Origin of the sequence: Catenuloplanes sp. NPDC051500 (assembly GCF_044454585.1) — a bacterium.
Classification (GTDB): domain Bacteria; phylum Actinomycetota; class Actinomycetes; order Mycobacteriales; family Micromonosporaceae; genus Catenuloplanes.
The window spans coordinates 115433-133800 of record NZ_JBITDX010000020.1 but is presented as its reverse complement, the minus strand read 5'-3'; the positions used below and the strand labels follow the sequence as shown (position 1 = coordinate 133800).

Below are 18368 nucleotides of genomic sequence, written 5' to 3'. Positions count from 1 at the left end.
ATCCATCGATGACCCTGATTGCGTGCCGGGCCGGTCTCCACCCGGGCGGCGCGCGGGTCAGCCGACCCCCGAAGGGGGACGCCCCATGCCCACGTCCCGGATCGCCCGCCGGGCACTGCTCGCGACCGCCACCGCTGCGGCACTGCTCACCGGCGGCCTCGCCACCCTGCAAGCCCACGCGGCGGAGGCGCCGCGGATCCTCGCCACACCGACCGTGCCGCCCGCGGCGTACCCCGGGCCGGGGGTGGTCAGCGGCGACATCGGGGTGCACGATCCGACGATCGTGAAGACGCCGGCCGGCACCTACCTGGTCGCGCACACCGGGGACAACATCGCGCTCAAGACGTCAGCGGACCGGACCGCGTTCCGTAACGCGGGGACCGTGTTCCCGAACGGCGCGTCCTGGACCACTGCCTACACCGGCGGCAGCCGCAACCTGTGGGCGCCGGACCTGTCGTACCGCAACGGGCAGTACTACCTCTACTACTCCGCCTCCACCTTCGGGTCGAACAAGTCGGCGATCTTCCTGGCCACGTCCACCACAGGCGCGTCCGGCAGTTGGACGCACCAAGGGCTGGTGATCGAGAGCTCGACGAGCAACGACTACAACGCCATCGATCCGAACGTGGTGGTCGACGCGTCCGGCGCCTGGTGGCTGAGCTTCGGCTCGTTCTGGTCCGGGATCAAGACTGTGAAACTGAACGCGAGCACCGGCAAGCGGGCGGACAGCACCGTGCGCAGCCTGGCCGGGCGAGGCGGCGGCGCGATCGAGGCGCCAGTCGTGTTCAAGCACGGCAACTACTACTACCTGTGGGTGTCGTTCGACAGGTGCTGCCAGGGCGCGTCAAGCACGTACCGGATCTTGGTCGGCCGGTCCACAAGCTCCACCGGGCCGTTCGTCGACCGGAACGGGACCGCTATGACAAACGGCGGCGGCACCCAGGTGCTGGCGAGCCACGGCAGCATCCACGGGCCGGGGCACCAGGCGGTTTTCGCGGACACCGACGCCGAGGTGCTCGTCTACCACTACTACACGAACAGCGGCGCGTCGCAGCTCGGCATCAACCTCATCGGGTACGACTCGGCCGGCTGGCCCTTCGTCTACTGAGGACTTCCGCCGAGGTAGGTGTCCCGGATCGTGATCTCCGCGATCCGGGACACCTCCGTCTCCAGCGGGTTCTCCTCGAGCACCACGAAGTCCGCGAGCCGGCCCGGTGTCAGCGCGCCCAGGTCGTCCTCCCAGCCGCAGGCCGCAGCCGCGCCGGTCGTGTAGGCCCGCAGCGCCTCCGCCACGCTGAGCCGCTCGTCCGCACCGACCAGGCGCCCACCCGACGTGAGACGGGCGGCCATGAACTGGATCGCGCGCAGCGGCGGCCCTTCGGTCACCGGCCGGTCCGAGCTGGCGGCCAGCCGCACCCCGCTGCGCAGGAATCCCGCGCCGCGGTAAAGCCAGTCCGCGCGACCCGGGCCCATGATCTGCGCATAGTCGTCGCCGAAACACCAGAGGAAGTCCGGCTGCACCACAGCCGTCACGCCCAGCTCCGCGAACCGGGCCAGCTGATCCGGCCGCACCAGCCCGGCGTGCTCGATCCGGTGCCTGGCCACCGCCGGCTTGAGCTTCTGCGCGAGCGCGATCGCGTCCAGCGCCAGATCCACCGCACGATCGCCGATCGCGTGCACGGCCAGCTGCCAGCCGGCGCGGTGACCTGCCACGATCGTCTCGGTCAGCGCGGCCGGATCGTCCGCAAGCACACCGCCGTCGTCAGTGCCCGCGTAGGGCTCGGTCAGCGCGGCCGTGCGCGCCATCATGCCACCGTCGGTGAACACCTTCAGCGCGCCGATCGACAGCCACTCGTCGCCGAAGCCGGTCCGTACCCCCAGATCCAATGCTCTGGGAATGTCATCGTCCGGATGCGCGGCGACCGAGTGCAGCACGTCCGCCGCCACCATCAGCCGCGCCCTGACCGGCAGCCGGCCCGCCTCCCGCGCCGCCTGATACGCCGCCAGCTCCACAGGCGTGTGCCCGACCAGCCCGCCCGCGATCCCGGCCTCCGACACCGCGGTCACGCCCTGCGCCCGGCACTCCCGGCCCGCGTGCTCGATCGCACCGACCAGCTCAGCGATCGCGTACGGCCAGCGCAGCCGCCGCACCGCCGCCATGTCCCCCTCGGTCAACAGCGCGTCCTCGTGCCGCACGCCGTCCGGCAGCATCGCGAGCACCGCGCTGTTTACCAGGCACGCATGCCCGGAATCATGCGTGACGAACACCTTCCGGCCCGCGCTTACCGAGTCCAGCTCCGCCGCGGTCAGGTGCCGGCCGAGCGGCCGCTGGTCATATCCGCCGACGTCCACCCAGCCGCCCTCGGGCGTCCGCAGCGCCGCCTCCGCGATCACCCGCAGCATCGCCTCCGCGTCCCGGGACGGCGCCACGCTCGCGGCCCGTGCCTTCAACCCGGTCCAGGCCAGATGCACGTGCGCATCCACAAAACCGGGAATCACAGTGGCACCGCGCAGATCAAGCACGTCACGCGCGGGCATCGCCGCCGCCGCATCTCCCACCGCGAACACACGGCCCCGCCAGACCCCGAGCGCCCGCACCACCGGCAGGCCCGGATCCATTGTCAGAATCGTGCCGTTCTCGATCCGCAGGTCGAGCACCCTGAACTCCTTCGGCGACAAGCATGAAGATCCGACAAGCCATCTTCCCGCTTCCGCGGTGGTCCGGCCCGCACGCTCCCGCGGGCCGCCGGCCCGTGGGCGGCCGGGCCCAGAACCACACCCTCGCGGCGGGTCGGGGTGGATCGGGGCGAGTCAGGCCGCGGTGAGGATGAGGGGGCCGGAGGCGGTGACCGCGATGGTGTGTTCGGCGTGGGCGGCGCGGGAGCCGTCGCGGGTACGGAGCGTCCAGCCGTCGCGGTCGGTGCGGTAGTCGTCGCGGCCGCTGGCGATGAGCATGGGCTCGATCGCGATGACCAGGCCGGGCTCCAGGGCGATGCCCCGGCCGGGACGGCCCTCGTTCGGCACGGAGGGGTCCTCGTGCATGGCGCGCCCGACGCCGTGGCCGCCGTGGTCGGCCATGATTCCGTAGCCCTCGAGACGGGCCACGGTGCCGATCGCGTCCGCCACGTCTCCTATCCGCGCGCCGGGGCGGGCCGCCGCGATGCCGGCGGCGAGCGCGCGGTCGGTGGCGGCGATCAGCGCCAGGTCGGCGGGACGTGGCGTGCCGACCGTGAAGCTGATCGCGGAGTCGCCGCACCAGCCGTCGAGGTGGGCGCCGGCGTCGATGCTGACCAGGTCGCCGTCCGCGAGCCGGTAGTCGGTGGGGATGCCGTGCACGACCGCGTCGTTGATGCTGGCGCAGATGACCGCGGGATACGGCGTCCGTGCGGACCGCGGCTGGTAGTGCAGAAACGACGGTACCGCGCCCGCGTCCGCGATCACCGTCGCCGCGATCCTGTCCAGTTCGAGGAGGCTGACGCCGACGGCCGCGTGCGCGCGCACAGCAGCCAGCGCGTTCGCGACGACGCGGCCGGCCTCACGAAGTGCCGCGATCTCGGAAGGTGATTTCAGCGCGATCATGTCGTTCTCCTCAGGTGCGACCTCACGATAACTATACCGGTATTACTATCGTGGGCATGGTACGGGTGCCGTTGAGCGAGGAAGAGCGGGAGCGCGGCGAGCGGCTGGGACGCGTGCTGCGGGACGCCCGCGGCGTGCGCAGCATCGTGGCGGTCGCGGCCGCGGCCGGAATCTCCCCGGAGACGCTTCGGAAGATCGAGACCGGCCGCATCCCCACGCCCGCGTTCTTCACGGTCGCGGCACTTGCCGGCGCGCTCGGCCTCTCCCTGGACACGGTCTCCGCCGCCGCAACACCCCCGCAGGCCAACGACGACGCGCCGGACATCCTGGCCGCCTAGAAGTGCACGGCACGCGCCCCCGCATCGGGGCGACGCCACTGCTCACGACCGGTCTCGCTCCCGGCCCGGCCACCACCACAAAGCCCACCCGGGCGCTCCGCACGTCGCTTTGACGTTGCCCTGGCTCGGTCCGGAAAACCTCCGCCCAGTCGGGTCGGCCGCATGGGGGACCGGCAGGGGTTTTGTTCTATGCGGGACCGCCCATGGGCGGGGAGCCCGCGGGAGCGTGCGGGCAGCACCACCCGCAGAGTGGGAAAGGAAATTCTGGATCTTGAATTGGCCGGCCATCTCGATGATGGGCGGGTCGCGGCGATGGTGGCATGCGGCGGCGGGAATACCAGCGTCCGTCGCCGATCGCCCTAAGATACGAAAAGTCCGGAAATCGTGGGCTGGGCGCGGTATCAAGGGATGGCAGGTGTGCCGAAACCGGAGGTGGGGCTCAGCATGACGACCGCTCGCGAGATCATGACGACCGATGTGACATGTGTCGGTGAGAACGAGTATCTGTCGGCGGCCGCCAAGAAGATGGCCGACCTGGACGTCGGGTCGCTGCCGATCTGCGGCGTCGACAACAAGATCAAGGGCATCATCACGGATCATGACATCGTGCTGAAGGTTCTTGGCAAGGGGAAGGATCCGGCGACGATCACCGCGGGCGCGCTGGCGCAGGGCGAAACGGTCACGATCGACGCGAACGACGATGCCCGCGCGATCCTGGCCACCATGTCGCAGCACCAGGTGCGCCGCCTGCCGGTGATCGACGACAACCACCTGGTCGGGATGATCGCGCTGGCCGACGTGGCCCGGTCGATGTCCGACCGTCCGGTCGGCGAGCTGATCCAGGCGCTCACCACGTCGGGCCGCTAGCGACAGAGCCCGTCCGCACTCAGCTAGCATGACCCGGTGCGGACGGGCGACTTCCACTACACCGCGAGTCCACAGTGCACTCCGGTGGAGGCGATGGCGCTGCTCGCCGATCTGACCCGGCAGGGCGAGCTGCATCCGCTGATCATCGCGGTGGTGCGGGAGACGGCCCGGCCCGGCGCGCTCCGCAGCTACACGATCACGGACGCGATGCGCTTGGGGCCGCTGCGGTTCCGGATCACCTATCAGGCCGACATCCTGCGTCAGGACGATTCGACGCTTGAGACTGTCGCCCGCCAGTCGCCGAACGTCACGGTCCGCAACCTGACCACTGTCAGCCCGGACGGCGATTCGACGCGCATCGCCTGCCACGTCACGCTTACCGCGCCCACGCCGCTGTTCGGCTACGCGTTCGGCCAGGCGCGGCGAGCCCACACGGAGCTCGCCGCGCGCATCGAGAAGCGGTTAAGCCCAGGCGGTCACCGGGCGGAATGAGCTGTCCGCCCGGAACGTGTCCGAGTCCTGGTAGAGGTCGAGCCGCAGCTCATAGTTGTAGTGCCGGAGGTAGCGGCCCGGGTAGTTGTACGACTCCAGCGCCACGGTTCCCGACGCCGATCCGACGCGCGCGCAGAACGTGGCGTCCTTCGCGTAGGTGGAAGTCCCGTCGTTCGCGTCCAGCCGCAGCCGGTAGTCCCAGTGCCGCAGGAAGTACCCGTTCGCCGCGCGCAGCGAGTAGCAGTTCGCGTCCGCCAGACCGGGCACGATTGTGAACGTCGCGTCCTGCTTGACAGTGGCCGCGGACGCGGATGTCACCTGGTCCACATATCCGAGGTAGTCGCGGTGCCGCACGTACCTGTCGGTGTAGTTGACCGACTGGAACGACCGGGTCACGTTCACCGGCAGCGACGCACCCCCGGACACGACCTCCTTGAGCACCGTGAAGTGCCGGGCGAACCCGGACAGGCCGGGCAGCGTCTGCGGCGCGCTCCACGACAGAAACCCGTCGTAGGAGTCACTGAAGTAGTACTGCCCGACCGTGTACCCGTCGAAGTAGATCCGCCAGCCGCCGTTGTCGAGCGGCACCAGCGCCTGGCCCTCGCGCGGGTTGCCCCAGCCGGCCCAGTTTCCGGTGCGGGAGATGGTGTACGGCCCGGTGAGCGACGACGCCGTGGCGTACTCGATGTATTTGGTGGTCTCGTTCTTGGTGAACGCGTGGTAGGTCGCGCCGACCTTCACCACGTACGTGTCGATGTTGTTCGGCCCGATGCCGCTGAGCACCTGCGGCGCCGACCACGCGCTGAGCGCCGCGTTCGACGCGGTGAGCTTGTAGGGCTTGAAGTCCGCCCCGTTCGTCGACAGGGAGACGATCACGTTCACGCTGCCGTTGGAGTCGATGAAGAACTCCGGCGCCCAGGTGTTCTGCACGGTCAGCGGGATCGTCACGTTCCGCACGAACGTCCAGTTGAGACGGTCGGTGCTGCTGGCGAGCCCGATCGTGTTGCCCGTCCAGTTCGTGGTGTAGACGACCCAGTACTTCCCGTCCGAGTGCTTGATGATGCTGGGATCGCGGATCAGCCCGGTCGGCGGCGTGAAGGCCGGCCCGCGCAGCAGCCGGAACCCGGTCGCGTCCGGCGACTCGTACACGTACATGTTGGACTCGCTGCTGTTGGTGAACGCGGTCATCGTGTACCGCGTCCACGAACCGGCCGGTGGCGCGGCCGCCTGAGCAGGGGCGGAAAGACCGAGAAGAGCACAGACCACAACCACAAACCCTGCGAGGGTACGTCTCACGGTGAGCCTCCATGGCAGCTGACACGCACGTGTCCGGCGTGTTGCTTCGATGTGTCGGCGAGGCATGTGGGAGACAGTGTTAGCGCTCACACGGTTTAAGTCAAGCTCGTCGATGGCCTTCGCAGATAGGCAAGCACCGCGAGCACCCGGCGGTTCGACTCGTCGTCCGGCGGGAGTCCCAGCTTGGCCAGGATGTTGCCGACGTGCTTGCCGACCGCGGCCTCCGAGACGTGCAGCGCCCGCGCGATCGCCGCGTTTGACAGCCCGGTGGCCATCGACGCCAGCACCTCCCGTTCGCGGGCGGACAGCTTCGCCACCGGGTCCGCGGGCGGGCGTCTGAGCAGCTGCTTCACCACGCTCGGGTCGATCACGGTGTCGCCGGCCGCTACCCCCCGCAGCACGCTTACGAACTCCTCCACGTCCGCGACCCGGTCCTTGAGCAGGTATCCGACGCCGCGCCCGCCGTCCGAGTCGAGAAGCGCGGACGCGTAGGAGCGCTCCACGTACTGGCTCAGCGCCACCACCGGCAGGCCCGGCGTGATCCGCCGCAGTTCCAGCGCGGCACGGAGACCGTCGTCGGACATCTGCGGCGGCATCCGGATGTCGGTCACCACCAGGTCCGGCGCGTGCTCCGCGACCGCGTCGATGAGCGCGGGCGCGTCCCCGACGGACGCGACCACAGGCAGCCCGAAGCGGTCCAGCAGCCCGGTGAGCCCTTCCCTGAGCAGCACGCCGTCCTCGGCGAGCACCACCCGTACCGTCATGACGCACGCACCCAGGGCAGCTCGACGCGGACCACGGTCGGGCCACCGGCCGGGCTGGACAGCAGCATTCTGCCGCTCGCCACCGCGGCCCGGTCCGCGAGCCCGGTCAGGCCGGAACCCTTGTCCGGATTCGCGCCACCCTGCCCGTCGTCCGTCACCTCGATCACCAGCAGCCCGTTCTCCCGGATCGCGGTCACCCAGACCGCGGTGGCGTTGCCGTGCCGGACCGCGTTGGTGAGCGCCTCCGCGACTACGAAGTACGCGGTGCTCTCCACGTGCGCGGCCGGCCGCTCGCCCAGATCGCTGCGTACCGTCACCGGCAGCCCGGTCCGGTCCGCGAGCTCGCGAAGCGCGGCGGGCAGGCCCAGGTCCGTGAGCACCTGCGGGTGGATGCCGGCGATCAGGTCGCGCAGCTCCGCCATCAGCCGTTTCGCCTCCTCGTGCGCCTTCGCCACCGAGCCCGCGGCCGGCGAGTCGGCCGGCACGTCGAGCTTCGCGAGCCCGAGTTGAAGCGTCAGGCTGACCAGCCGCTGCTGGGCGCCGTCGTGCAGGTCGCGCTCGATCCGCCGCCGCTCCGCCTCGAAGCCGTCGACCAGCCGGGCCCGGGACCGGGACACCTCCACAAGCTCGGTGTGCAGGCGGGCGTCGGCGGGCGGATCGTGCAGCAGCGCGGCCGCGGCCAGCCCGTGCAGACCGGCGATCACACCTACCACGTACGGGGAGCCGACCAGCAGGACCAGGCCCACAAGCGCGTACGGCACCGCGCCGCCGCTCGTGCTCACCTCACCGAAGACGATCGTGATCGGCTCCTCCTCGGAGACCACGAGCGGGGCTGCCACCATCCCTACCGCGAGCCCCACCCAGAGGAGCCCGACCAGGCTTGCGAACGACCCGACCGCGGCGAGCAGCGTGCCGTAGAGCGCCTCCCGCCAGGTCGCGACCTCGGTGTAGCGGGTGGTCAGCCACGACCACGGCCCGGTAGCCGGCGGGCTCCGGTGCCCCGACCGGACCGGCCCGGTGCGGATCAGCCGCAGCCGGTGACGCTCCACGGCCGCGAGCGGCAGCGCCAGCAAGGGCGCCCCGGCCGCGTAGCAGCAGAGCAGGAAGCCGAGCACGACGATCAGCACGCCGGGCTGCGCGGTCCGGTCACCGGTAAGCATCGCGATCAGCGCGACCACCGGGATCAGCGGGACGGCAAGCGGAGACGCCAGCGTGGCGGTCACCAGCGTGGTGAGAAGGTACAGCAGCGACCGCCAGGGCCACGCTGTGAGCAGGTAGTTCCGCCGCCGCATCACGGACAGCGCGTTCTCGGTCATGGCGGAAACGCTATGCGCCCGCGCCGCGCCGCAGAACAGTCCTGCGGCTACACCCGGGGTAGGTCTACCCCTACCCGCGCGCTGTCCAGGTGCGCGATCGGCGTGACCTCCGCAGGCGCGAACGCGGTGCCGCGGAGGCTGACGACGACCAGGACCAGCACCCCACCCACGGCCGTGAGCAGCGGCACGGCGGCGAGCAGGCCTGCCGAGTTGGCGGCGGCGCCGAGCGCGGAGCCGGTCACGATGCCGATCTGGAAGACGATGCCGGTGATCGCGTTCGCGGTCTCGGCGCGCGGGCCGAGCGCGCGGCGCAGCACGGCCAGCGCGACACACACGTTGAGCACGGAGAACGCGCCGCCCCAGAGCACGATCAGCGGGAGACCGGCGACAGCGAACTCACGCGTACCGGCGACCCACAGACCGGCGAGCGAGACAGTGAACGCGGCGGCCGCCACCCGTACCCCTGCGATCGGATTCCTGTCCGCGACGCCGCCGGCGAGCGTGCTGCCGACCACCGCGGCCGCGCCGTAGACAAGCAGCAGGACGGTCAGGCCGGTGCCGCTGACGCCGAACCGCTCCCCGACATAGGGCGCGATGTACGTATAAAGCGTGAAGTGTCCGGTGACGGCGAAGAGCACCACACCGAGGATCGGCAGTACGCCGGGCAGCCGCACGGTGGAGAGCACGCTGCCGCCGCCGCCCCGCACCTCCGCACCGCTCAGCGGGGGCAGCAGCCGCGCGACGAGCACGCCGAGCGCGACCGCCACCACGCCCACGGCGAGCATCGCCACCCGCCAGCTGGTCAGCTGGCCGAGCAGCGTGGCCAGTGGGGTGCCGACCACGAGCGCCATCGAGCCGCCGACCATCACCCGCGCGCCGGCCCGGCCCCGCGCCTCCGGCCTGGCCAGGCGCATCGCCGCGGGCGCGGCCACCGCGAAGTAGACGCCGTGCCCGAGCGCGGCCAGCCCACGACCGACGCCAAGCACTGCCACGTCCTGCGCGAACGCGGCCACCAGGTGCCCGGCGCCGAACACGGCCGCGCTGGCGAGAAGCACCTGCCGGCGGTCGATCCGGGACGTCCAGCGGGTCAGCGGCACCGCGGACGCGGCGGCGATCAGCGCGTACCAGCTGACGGTCAGCCCGACCCGGCTCTCCGAGGCGCCGATGCCGTCCGCCACCTCCGCGATCAGCCCGATCGGCAGCGTCTCGCCGGTGACCACGATGAACGCGATCGCGGCCAGCGCCACCGTCGCCACCGCCTCACCGCGTCGCGACAGCACGGCCGTCATCACATCCACCCCCGAGTCTCCGGCCCGGCACGGGCCACCGAACTCCATCATCCGGATGACCGTCCGCGATCTGAAGCCGGTGGGAGCCGCATCACCGGTGGGGCGTCGCGCGCCACACCGGGCGCTGGCATAATCGCCTGTCACACACGGGGAGAGAACAAGTGAACGGACAGCGGTCCGGCTTCCGGCCGGACGTGCAGGGCCTGAGGGCCGTCGCCGTGCTCGCGGTCATCGCGGATCACCTGGCACACTGGCCGACCGGCGGGTTCGTCGGCGTCGACGTCTTCTTCGTCATCTCGGGCTACCTGATCACCGGGCTGCTGCTACGTGAGTACACACGCACCGGGACCATCTCCTTCCGCGACTTCTACGTGCGCCGCATCAAGCGCATCATCCCGGCGTCCGTGCTGGTGCTGGCCGCGACCGTGGCGGTGGCGTACCCACTCCTCGACGCGGACCGGTTCGGCCGGCTGACCACTGACGTCGGCGCCTCGCTTGTCTTCGCGGCGAACTGGCGGTTCGCGGCCGAGGGCACCGACTACTTCCAGGAGGGCCTGCCGCCGTCCGCGGTGCAGCACTTCTGGTCGCTCGCGGTCGAGGAGCAGTTCTACGTCGCCTGGCCGTGGCTGATGCTCGGCCTGCTGCTGCTCCTGCGCCGCAACGCGCGGCTGGCCCGCACCGCTGCCGGCGCGGCGATCGGCGTGATCACGCTGACGTCGCTGGGCTGGGCGCTCTGGGAGACCGCGCACTCGCCCGCGATGGCGTACTTCTCCACCTTCTCCCGGGCGTGGGAACTGGGCATCGGCGCGCTGATCGCGGTGCTCGGCAACACGCTTGCGATCAGGTCGGCCGCGTGGCGTACCACCCTGGCCTGGCTGGGTCTGGGCGGCATCGCCGTCGCGCTCTTCGTGGTGCCGCAGTCGCCCGGCTTCCCGGCCCCCTGGGCGCTGCTTCCGGTGCTTGCCACCGCGCTTGTGCTGGCCGCGGGTGCGGGCGGCGAGCAGCGTCACCTGTGGCCGCTGACCAACCGGGTCAGTACCTACGTCGGCGACATCTCCTACTCGCTCTACCTGTGGCACTTCCCGGTCATCGTGCTGCTGGCCACGGTGCTGCCCACGGACGGCCCGGCCTACTACGCGGTCGCGGCCGTGCTGATCCTGGGCCTGTCCGTGCTCGGCTACCACGGCGTGGAGGACCCGCTGCGGCGCATGTCGTGGCGGCGGCCCCGCGCCGGCTCGTACCGGCCGGTGCTGGTGATGGCCGTGATCCTGCTCGGGCTGACCGTGCCGGTGGCGGTGTTCGCGCCGGGGCGGGACAGCACGCCCGCGGAGGCCACGCCGTCCGCGGTCGACAACAGGTGCCTCGGCGCGGCGGTACGGGACGCGGCGACCGGCTGCGCGCCGGTGCAGGGCGACTTCGTGCTGCCCGCGGTCGCCGACATGGCGAACGACACCGCCGGCGCGTTCGACTGCTGGATCGCTGAGGGCCAGCCGCTGAAGTCCTGCTCGTTCGGCACCGGCGGCACCTCGGTCGCGCTACTCGGCGACAGCCACGCCGCGATGCTGCTCCCCGGCCTGCAGCCCCAGCTGGCGGCCCACGACTGGAAGCTGGACAGCTACGTCGGCTGGGGCTGCCAGTGGATGCGGACCGGCACCGGCAGCACCTGCGACGCGACGATGCACGACATCCAGCAGCGGCTGGAGACCGGGCCGAAGTACGACTTCGTGATCGTCACGGCCGCCCGGCAGAAGACCGCGCCGGACAAGGACTGGGTGTCGGACATGTACGCCGCCGCCTGGCGCCCGGTCGCCGCGCGCGGCACGAAGATCATCGTGGTGGCGGACAACCCGGGCGTGCCGCAGAAGACGCTCGACTGCGTGCGGCGGGTGACGTTCTCCGTGCTCGACAACGACTGCGGGACGCCTGTCGCGGAGGCGTACAAGGAGACGGACGCGATGCTCAAGGCGGCCACGCTTGTGCCGGGCGTCGAGGTGGTGGACCTGCGGGCACACTTCTGCGACGACACGGTCTGCCCGGCCGTCATCGGCAACGTGATCACCTACCGGGACACGGTCGGGCACATCACCGGGACGTACAGCAGGACGCTTGGACCGTACCTGGCCGCGGCGGTGTCCACCGCCGCGGCCGGGTAGCACCGGGTCTACCGGCGCCTGGTCGCGCGCCGGTAGACCTTCGCGGACAGCGTCGACGGGCTGGAGGCCTCCGCCGGGGCGGCTGTCGACTCCGGGCCGCCGGCCACCGGCGCCGGCTCGTTGCCGCGGGCCAGCAGCCCCTTGCCGAGCGCGGTGAGCGTGGTCACGAACGCCACGTTCAGCGCGGTCGTCCAGTCGAACTCGACCACGTTGAACACACCGGCCGCCGCTATCGAGGCCAGCAGCGAGGCGAGGAACGTCTTGCCCAGGCGCACGAACACGTCGGGCCAGAACGAGAGATTCGTGGTACGCGTCAAGTACTGCAACGCCGTGAGCAGGATCGACGCGAGCGCGGCGCTGAACGAGACGGTGACCGCGTACTTCCAGGGCAGGTTCGCCACCGACGCGGACGTGCCGCCGGCAAGCAGCGTCGCGAAGAAGACCTGACCGGCGGACCAGCCGGCGCGCTCGGCGAAGTCGAGCAGGACCGGGTTGCGCCGCAGGTTCTCGAACCACATGTCGTTCCCTCCGAGATGTCCGGGATGGATGTCGCGCACATCCCACCACGGTGGTCACTCGACGCGAAAAACCCCCGGCCCTCAGGGCGCCGGGGGTTCTCTCGTGCGGAACGGTCAGCTGTGGTGCCAGGAACGCCCATCCCGCTCCAGCAGCCGGTCCGCCTCGGTCGGGCCCCAGGACGCGGCCTCGTAGAGCGGCACCGGGCTGCGGTCGTCTGCCCAGGTCTGCAGGATCGGGTCGACGATCCGCCAGCACTGCTCGACCTCGTCGGAGCGGATGAACAGCGTCGGGTCGCCCTTCAGCGCATCAAGCAGCAGCCGCTCGTAGGCCTCCGGCGACTCCTCCTTGAACGAGCTGCCGTAGGAGAAGTCCATGGTGGCGGACCGGACCCGGAAGTCGTGACCCGGCACCTTGGCGCCGAACCGGAGCGTGATGCCCTCGTCCGGCTGGATGCGCAGGATCAGCGCGTCAGGCGCGAGATCCTTGGCCTGGCCGACCGGGATCGGCAGGTGCGGCGGCCGCTGGAACTGCAGCATCACCTCGGTGACGCGCTTCGGAAGGCGCTTGCCGGTGCGGATGTAGAACGGCACGCCCGCCCACCGCCAGTTGTCGACGTCGAGCCGCAGCGCCGCGAACGTCTCGGTCCGGCTGAGCGGGTTGACGCCCTTCTCGTCCCGGTAGCCGGGCATCAGGTCCGCCTCGGTGCCGCCGCGCGTGTACTGGCCGCGCACCGCGATCCGGGAGATGTCCCGGTTGGTGGGCAGCCGGATCGCCTGCAGCAGCTTGACCTTCTCGTTGCGCACGTTCTCCGCGTCGAACGAGGCCGGCGGCTCCATCAGCGCGAGCGCGAGCACCTGCAGCACGTGGTTCTGCAGGATGTCGCGGGTGGCGCCGGCCGTCTCGTAGAAGCTGCCGCGGGTGCCGACGCCGAGCGTCTCCGCAACGGTGATCTGCACGTGGTCGACCCAGGTGCGGTTCCAGATCGGCTCGAAGATCGCGTTGGCGAACCGGAGCGCGAGCAGGTTCTGGACTGTGTCCTTGCCGAGGTAGTGGTCGATCCGGAAGACCTGCGACTCGTCGAACGCGTTGTGGACGGTGCCGTCGAGCTCGCGGGCCGATTCGAGGTCGTTCCCGTACGGCTTCTCGATCATGATGCGGGAGAACGAGCCCGGCCGCGGCTCGTTGAGCCCGGCGTCCTTGAGCCCGTTGACCACAAGCGGGAACGCCTCCGGCGGTGTGGCCAGGTAGAACAGGCGGTTCCCGGAGGTGCCGCGCTCCGCGTCGAGCGTGTCCAGAAGCTCACGGAGCCGCCGGTACGTCTCCGGGTCGTCGTAGGGCCCGGACACGTACCGGAAGCCGTCGTTAAGATCCGGGAAGACCGACTGCCCGCCGGTCATCCGGCTGCGGAAATCCTCGTCGGACATCGGCGAGCGGGCCACGCCGACCACCGCGAACTGCGACGGGAGGCGCTTGTGGCGGGCCAGGTTCTCGACCGCGGGGCCGAGCTTGCGGGCGGTCAGGTCACCGGAGGCACCGAAGATCACCAGCACGCCGGCGGGCGCGCGGCGATGATCCTCGGGGAACACGGTTTCCGGGGCCGGCAGTTCGTCAGTCATCAAGACCTCCACGGTTGATGCGGTACACACGACATTGTGTCGGGCCGGCCTGAGGCCGGACCGAGCCGGGCATGATCACTGACACCCCCGTTGTCACGTGTACCGGGGCGCATCCGGTTCAAGTCTTCCCAATGTGAATGCGGTTCGGGGGACGGATAGGTTAAAGACATGGGTGATCTTGGACAATCCGGCGCCAGCGCCGCCTCAGTCCTGCGGAAACTCGGGCTCACCGTCTACCTTCCGGCTACCGTGTACACACTTGGGCACGCGTCCATCCTGCCCGTCGTCGCGGTCCGCGCGGTCGAACTCGGCGCCTCACTGAGCGTCGGCGGCCTGATGATGGGCCTGATCGGACTCGGCCAGGTGACCGGCGCACTCCCGGCCGGCTCGCTGATCGCCCGCTTCGGCGAACGCGCCGCCATGCTGCTCGCCACCGCCGTCATCGTTCCCGCGCTGCTCGTCGCGATCTACGCGCACACGGTCTGGGCGCTCGGCGCCGCCGTCTTCGTCATCGGACTCGCGGCCGCGCTCTGGGGCGTCGCACGCCAGGCCTACGTCACGGACGCGGTCCCGGTCGCGATGCGCGCCCGCGCACTCTCCACGCTCGGCGGGGTGAGCCGCATCGGCGCGTTCATCGGCCCGTTCGCCGGAGCCGGAGCCGGAGCCATGATCTTCCTGGGTACGGCCGGCGCGTACTGGGTCTACGTCGTCGCCGTCCTCGCCGCGGCCGGCCTGCTCTTCCTGCTCCCGCCCACCTCCCACGACCGGGCCGCCGCCGGCCCGCCAGCCCGCCTCTTCGACGTGGTCCGGCAGCACCGGCGCGCGCTCGGCACGGTCGGCACGGGCGCGCTGATGATCTCCGTGATGCGCGCCTCCCGGCAGACCGCAATCCCTCTCTGGGGCACCCACCTCGGCCTGTCCCCCACCACGCTGGCCCTGATCGTCGGCATCTCCGGCGGCGTCGACATGCTCCTCTTCTACCCCGGCGGCGCGATCATGGACCGCTTCGGCCGACGCGCCGTCGCCCTCCCGTCCATGTCCACGCTTACCGTCGCGCACGCGCTGCTCCCGCTCGCGTCCGGTGCCTGGACGCTCACGCTTGTCGCGATGCTGATGGGCCTCGGCAACGGCCTCTCCGCCGGCATCGTCATGACCCTGGGCGCCGACGCCTCCCCGGACACCGGCCGCGCCCAGTTCCTCGGCGCCTGGCGGCTGGTCGCAGACCTCGGCAACGGCGGCGGGCCGCTGCTGATCAGCGCGCTCATCGCCGGCTTCTCACTGCCGGTCGCGGTGCTGACCATGGCCGGCGTGGGGGTGGCCGCAGTCGGCACGCTGTGGCGCTTCGTCCCCCGGCGCCAGCCGACGGTCGCGACGGGCGGCGGTTAGAGGCCCACGCGCAGCACCAGGTTAGAGGCCCACGCGCAGCACCAGCAGCGACCTCGCCAGAAGGCCGTACCCCCTCGCCGATCTTGGGGTTATCAGCAGGACTGCGGGAGAGCTGAGCGGAAGGTCAGCCGGACTTCGGGCGGGCGCGGAGGTGGGCGCGTTCGCCCTGGCTGCCGAAGAGGCTCAGGAACTCCACCGGGTCGGCGTCTGCCGCGCCGAACCAGTGCGGGACGCGCGTGTCGAACTCGGCGGCCTCGCCGGCTGCCAGGATCAGATCATGCTCGCCGAGGACGGCACGGAGGCGGCCGTCGAGGACGTAGAGCCACTCGTACCCCTCGTGGGTCTTCAGGTCTGGGGTGCGCCGGCTTCCGCCGGCCGGGATGACCATCTTGAACGCCTGGATGCCGCCCGCCCGCCGGCTCAGCGGCAGCACAGTCATGCCGTGGTGGCTCACCGGCCGCAGATGCACCCGCGGATCGCCTGTCTGCGGCGCGCCGACCAGGTCGTCGAGCGTGACGCCGTGCGCGCGGGCCAGCGGCAGCAGCTGTTCGAGCGCGGGACGGCGGTCGCCGGACTCGAGGCGGGACAGCGTGCTCACCGAGATGCCGGTGGCGGCCGCGAGCGCCGCGAGCGTCACCTTCCGCTGTTTGCGCAGCGCGCGCAGCCGGGGCCCGACCGCGTCGAGCGTCCTGCCAAGTTCCTCGTCCATGCGGCAAGTCTGCCAACCTCACGTGATCATCTTGGCGAGCGCGGTCCGCGAGCTGATCCCGAGCCGGTGGAAGATGTTGCGCATGTGATGGTCGACGGTCCGGGTGCTGAGGAACAGGCGCGCCGCGACCTCCCGGTTCGTCGCGCCGTCCGCCACCAGCCGGGCGATCTGCAACTGCTGCGCGGTGAGCGGCGCCGGGACCGCCCGCGGGTCACCACCGCACACCCGCAGCTCGGCGCGCGCCTGCTCCGCCCACGGCCGCGCGCCGCACCGCTCGAACGCGTCAAGCGCCGCCCCGACCTGCTCCCGCGCCTGCCCCGGCCGCCTCCGACGCCGAAGATCACGACCGAACAGCAGCTGGGTACGCGCCCGCTCGAACTCGCTCTCCCCCGCCAGATGCAGGCGCACCGCCTCCCGGAACCCCGCCTCCGCCGCCGCGCTCCCCCGTCGTGCCAGCAGCGCGTGACACCGTGCGGAAAGCGCCAGGCGCAACGGCTCCCCGGTGCTCGCCGCCCACCTGTCGAACGCGGTCAGCACCGTCCCCGCCATCCCCGGCTCCCCCGCCAGCACCGCCGCCTCCACCAGGTCCGGCGCGGCCATCACCTGCACAAGCGCGTGTCCGCGGCCGGCCAGGACGTCCGCGATCCCGCCGATCCGCGCCGCCGCCTCCAACGGCCGGCCGGCCTGCAGATCGAGCAGCGCCAGCGCCCACCGCCCCAACGCCCGCGGCCGCCCGTACCCGCCGCTCAACTGCGCCAGCCGCCACCGGCACGCGGCCCGATCCCCGCGCAACGCGGCCAGCAGCGCCACCATGGCCAGGTGGTTGTCCGCCTCATTCGGCTGGCCCGCCTCGACGGCCGCCCGTGCCCCGGCCAGCGCGGTGCTCTCGGCCGCGTCATGCGCCCCACGCCACAGCTCGGCAGAGCTTTTCAACTCCAGCGCCCGGGGTACGACCGAAGCCTCCCCGGCCGCCCGCGCCACCGCCTCCGCCCGGGCCGCCAGCCGCAACGCCGCACCGTCATCCCCGCAGGCCAGCGCCGCCGCACTCCCCCTGACCAGCCTGTTCGCCTCGGACCTGGCCAGCTCCGGGCCGGGAGGCCCGAGGTCGCGCATCGCGGGCCTGCCCGGGTCCAGCCCACCGGCGGCCCGCCTGCTCACCTCAAGCAGGTCCGGCTGCGGCCTGCCGCTCTCCGCCGCCGTGACGACGCGGCGGAGCGTGGACACGGCCCGCGGATACCGCCCCTCGAAGAGCGCACCGAACCCTTCGATCTGCGCGGTCAGCGCCCCCGTCTCGCCACAAGCGCCGACCGGGCCGCCACGCCGCCGGTCGTCGGCCGGGTCCGCGGTGGCCTCACCGGGCGGGTTTCCGCCCCGGACGAGACCGAGCCGAACGGCGCGGCGGGTCACCCCGTCGTAGCGGAGGTGGTCACCCAGGAAACAGATCGCCTCACCGACCCTGACCAGCGCGTCCGCCTCGGGCCAGCGTGAATCCGCAGCTCTGCCGGCGCCCGCGCCCGGTGTCTCGGCCCGCGGGCGGGCGGCGAGCAGGTCCGCGGCCTCGAACATGCTTGTCACAGCGTCGCCCGGCCCGCCTGTGCGCAGCGTGATCTCGCCGGTCAGCAGACGCGCCGCGGCGGCGGTCTCCGCGGACAGCGTCGCCGGGTCGAGCCGCCGCAGGAGTGCCGAAGCCCGTGCCGCGTCGCCGGACGCCCACGCCCGAGTCGCCTCCGCCAGCCCACGCCGCGCGTCCCACACGCGGTCCGCGGGCGGGGCGTCGCGCGGAGCAACGCCGACGCGGTCCGCGGGCGGGGTGTCATCGGGTACGGCGTCGCCGGGCGGGGCGTCGCCGGGCGGGGCGTCGCCGGGCGGAGCCTCGCCGAGGCGAGCCGCGAGGGCGGAGACAGCCAGCGGGTCGCGGTGGGAGCGATCGAGGGCGGTCGCTATCAGGGCGGCGAGGGCGTCACGCAGCTCCGGGCCGGACACTCGGGATATCTGCACCGACAATGCATCATCCACCCGGACAGTGTTACCCCGAGGTTACGCA

Annotated in this window: 16 protein-coding genes; 6 read left to right on the top strand and 10 right to left on the bottom strand. The window is 71.6% G+C overall.

Annotation, left to right across the window (positions count from 1 at the left end; translation table 11 throughout):
- Positions 1–85: 85 nt before the first annotated feature.
- Positions 86–1108, top strand: a complete 1023-nt coding sequence (locus tag ACIA8K_RS31930) for an arabinan endo-1,5-alpha-L-arabinosidase (RefSeq protein WP_396065986.1) — start codon at positions 86–88, stop codon at positions 1106–1108.
- On the opposite strand, the gene ACIA8K_RS31925 is transcribed toward ACIA8K_RS31930, so the two are convergent.
- Positions 1102–2658, bottom strand: coding sequence for an amidohydrolase (locus ACIA8K_RS31925; RefSeq protein WP_396065984.1), 1557 nt, complete (start codon positions 2656–2658; stop codon positions 1102–1104). The two genes, ACIA8K_RS31930 and ACIA8K_RS31925, sit on opposite strands and share 7 nt — an antisense overlap.
- A gap of 153 nt (positions 2659–2811) precedes the next feature.
- Positions 2812–3579: a type I methionyl aminopeptidase gene (gene map / locus ACIA8K_RS31920; protein WP_396065982.1), complete on the bottom strand. Its 768-nt coding sequence runs from the start codon at positions 3577–3579 to the stop codon at positions 2812–2814.
- Between the two features lie 56 nt (positions 3580–3635).
- On the opposite strand from map, the gene ACIA8K_RS31915 reads away from it, so the two are divergent.
- The 3 genes from ACIA8K_RS31915 to ACIA8K_RS31905 all read left to right on the top strand — a co-directional run bounded on the left by ACIA8K_RS31915 (position 3636) and on the right by ACIA8K_RS31905 (position 5276).
- The gene (locus ACIA8K_RS31915) at positions 3636–3917 is read left to right on the top strand and encodes a helix-turn-helix domain-containing protein (protein WP_396065980.1); all 282 of its coding nucleotides are present in this window, start codon (positions 3636–3638) and stop codon (positions 3915–3917) included.
- Between the two features lie 444 nt (positions 3918–4361).
- Positions 4362–4784 carry a CBS domain-containing protein gene (locus tag ACIA8K_RS31910; RefSeq protein ID WP_396065978.1) on the top strand — a complete coding sequence of 141 codons (423 nt, stop codon included), beginning with the start codon at positions 4362–4364 and terminating at the stop codon, positions 4782–4784.
- A gap of 36 nt (positions 4785–4820) precedes the next feature.
- Positions 4821–5276: an SRPBCC family protein gene (locus ACIA8K_RS31905; RefSeq protein WP_396065976.1), complete on the top strand. Its 456-nt coding sequence runs from the start codon at positions 4821–4823 to the stop codon at positions 5274–5276.
- Here ACIA8K_RS31905 and ACIA8K_RS31900 read toward each other — a convergent pair.
- The 4 genes from ACIA8K_RS31900 to ACIA8K_RS31885 form a co-directional block, all read right to left on the bottom strand.
- Positions 5247–6572 (bottom strand): glycoside hydrolase family 43 protein, encoded by a 1326-nt coding sequence (locus tag ACIA8K_RS31900; RefSeq protein WP_396065974.1) that lies wholly within the window; start codon positions 6570–6572, stop codon positions 5247–5249. The two genes, ACIA8K_RS31905 and ACIA8K_RS31900, sit on opposite strands and share 30 nt — an antisense overlap.
- A 95-nt stretch (positions 6573–6667) precedes the next feature.
- Entirely contained in the window at positions 6668–7336 is a 669-nt protein-coding gene (locus tag ACIA8K_RS31895; protein ID WP_396065972.1) for a response regulator transcription factor, read from the bottom strand.
- Complete coding sequence (locus tag ACIA8K_RS31890; protein WP_396065970.1) at positions 7333–8652, bottom strand: sensor histidine kinase; 1320 nt, start codon at positions 8650–8652, stop codon at positions 7333–7335. Before ACIA8K_RS31890 ends, ACIA8K_RS31895 begins: the two co-directional genes overlap by 4 nt.
- Before the next feature lie 47 nt (positions 8653–8699).
- A complete protein-coding gene (locus ACIA8K_RS31885) occupies positions 8700–9941 on the bottom strand; it encodes an MFS transporter (RefSeq protein ID WP_396065968.1) in 1242 nt (413 codons plus the stop codon).
- Positions 9942–10102: 161 nt separating this feature from the next.
- Here ACIA8K_RS31885 and ACIA8K_RS31880 point away from each other — a divergent pair, with 161 nt between their 5' ends.
- A complete protein-coding gene (locus tag ACIA8K_RS31880) occupies positions 10103–12094 on the top strand; it encodes an acyltransferase family protein (RefSeq protein WP_396065966.1) in 1992 nt (663 codons plus the stop codon).
- A gap of 8 nt (positions 12095–12102) precedes the next feature.
- On the opposite strand, the gene ACIA8K_RS31875 is transcribed toward ACIA8K_RS31880, so the two are convergent.
- Both ACIA8K_RS31875 and zwf read right to left on the bottom strand, forming a co-directional pair.
- On the bottom strand, positions 12103–12612 hold the full coding sequence (locus ACIA8K_RS31875; RefSeq protein ID WP_396065964.1) for a hypothetical protein: 510 nt from the start codon (positions 12610–12612) through the stop codon (positions 12103–12105).
- A gap of 114 nt (positions 12613–12726) precedes the next feature.
- Entirely contained in the window at positions 12727–14229 is a 1503-nt protein-coding gene (zwf, locus tag ACIA8K_RS31870) for a glucose-6-phosphate dehydrogenase (RefSeq protein ID WP_396065962.1), read from the bottom strand.
- Between the two features lie 168 nt (positions 14230–14397).
- Here zwf and ACIA8K_RS31865 point away from each other — a divergent pair, with 168 nt between their 5' ends.
- Positions 14398–15615: an MFS transporter gene (locus ACIA8K_RS31865; protein ID WP_396065960.1), complete on the top strand. Its 1218-nt coding sequence runs from the start codon at positions 14398–14400 to the stop codon at positions 15613–15615.
- 124 nt (positions 15616–15739) lie between these two features.
- Here ACIA8K_RS31865 and ACIA8K_RS31860 read toward each other — a convergent pair whose 3' ends face one another.
- Together ACIA8K_RS31860 and ACIA8K_RS31855 are read right to left on the bottom strand one after the other, a co-directional pair.
- The gene (locus ACIA8K_RS31860) at positions 15740–16324 is read right to left on the bottom strand and encodes a helix-turn-helix domain-containing protein (protein ID WP_396065958.1); all 585 of its coding nucleotides are present in this window, start codon (positions 16322–16324) and stop codon (positions 15740–15742) included.
- Positions 16325–16342: 18 nt separating this feature from the next.
- Complete coding sequence (locus ACIA8K_RS31855) at positions 16343–18340, bottom strand: LuxR C-terminal-related transcriptional regulator (RefSeq protein WP_396065956.1); 1998 nt, start codon at positions 18338–18340, stop codon at positions 16343–16345.
- Positions 18341–18368: the final 28 nt, after the last annotated feature.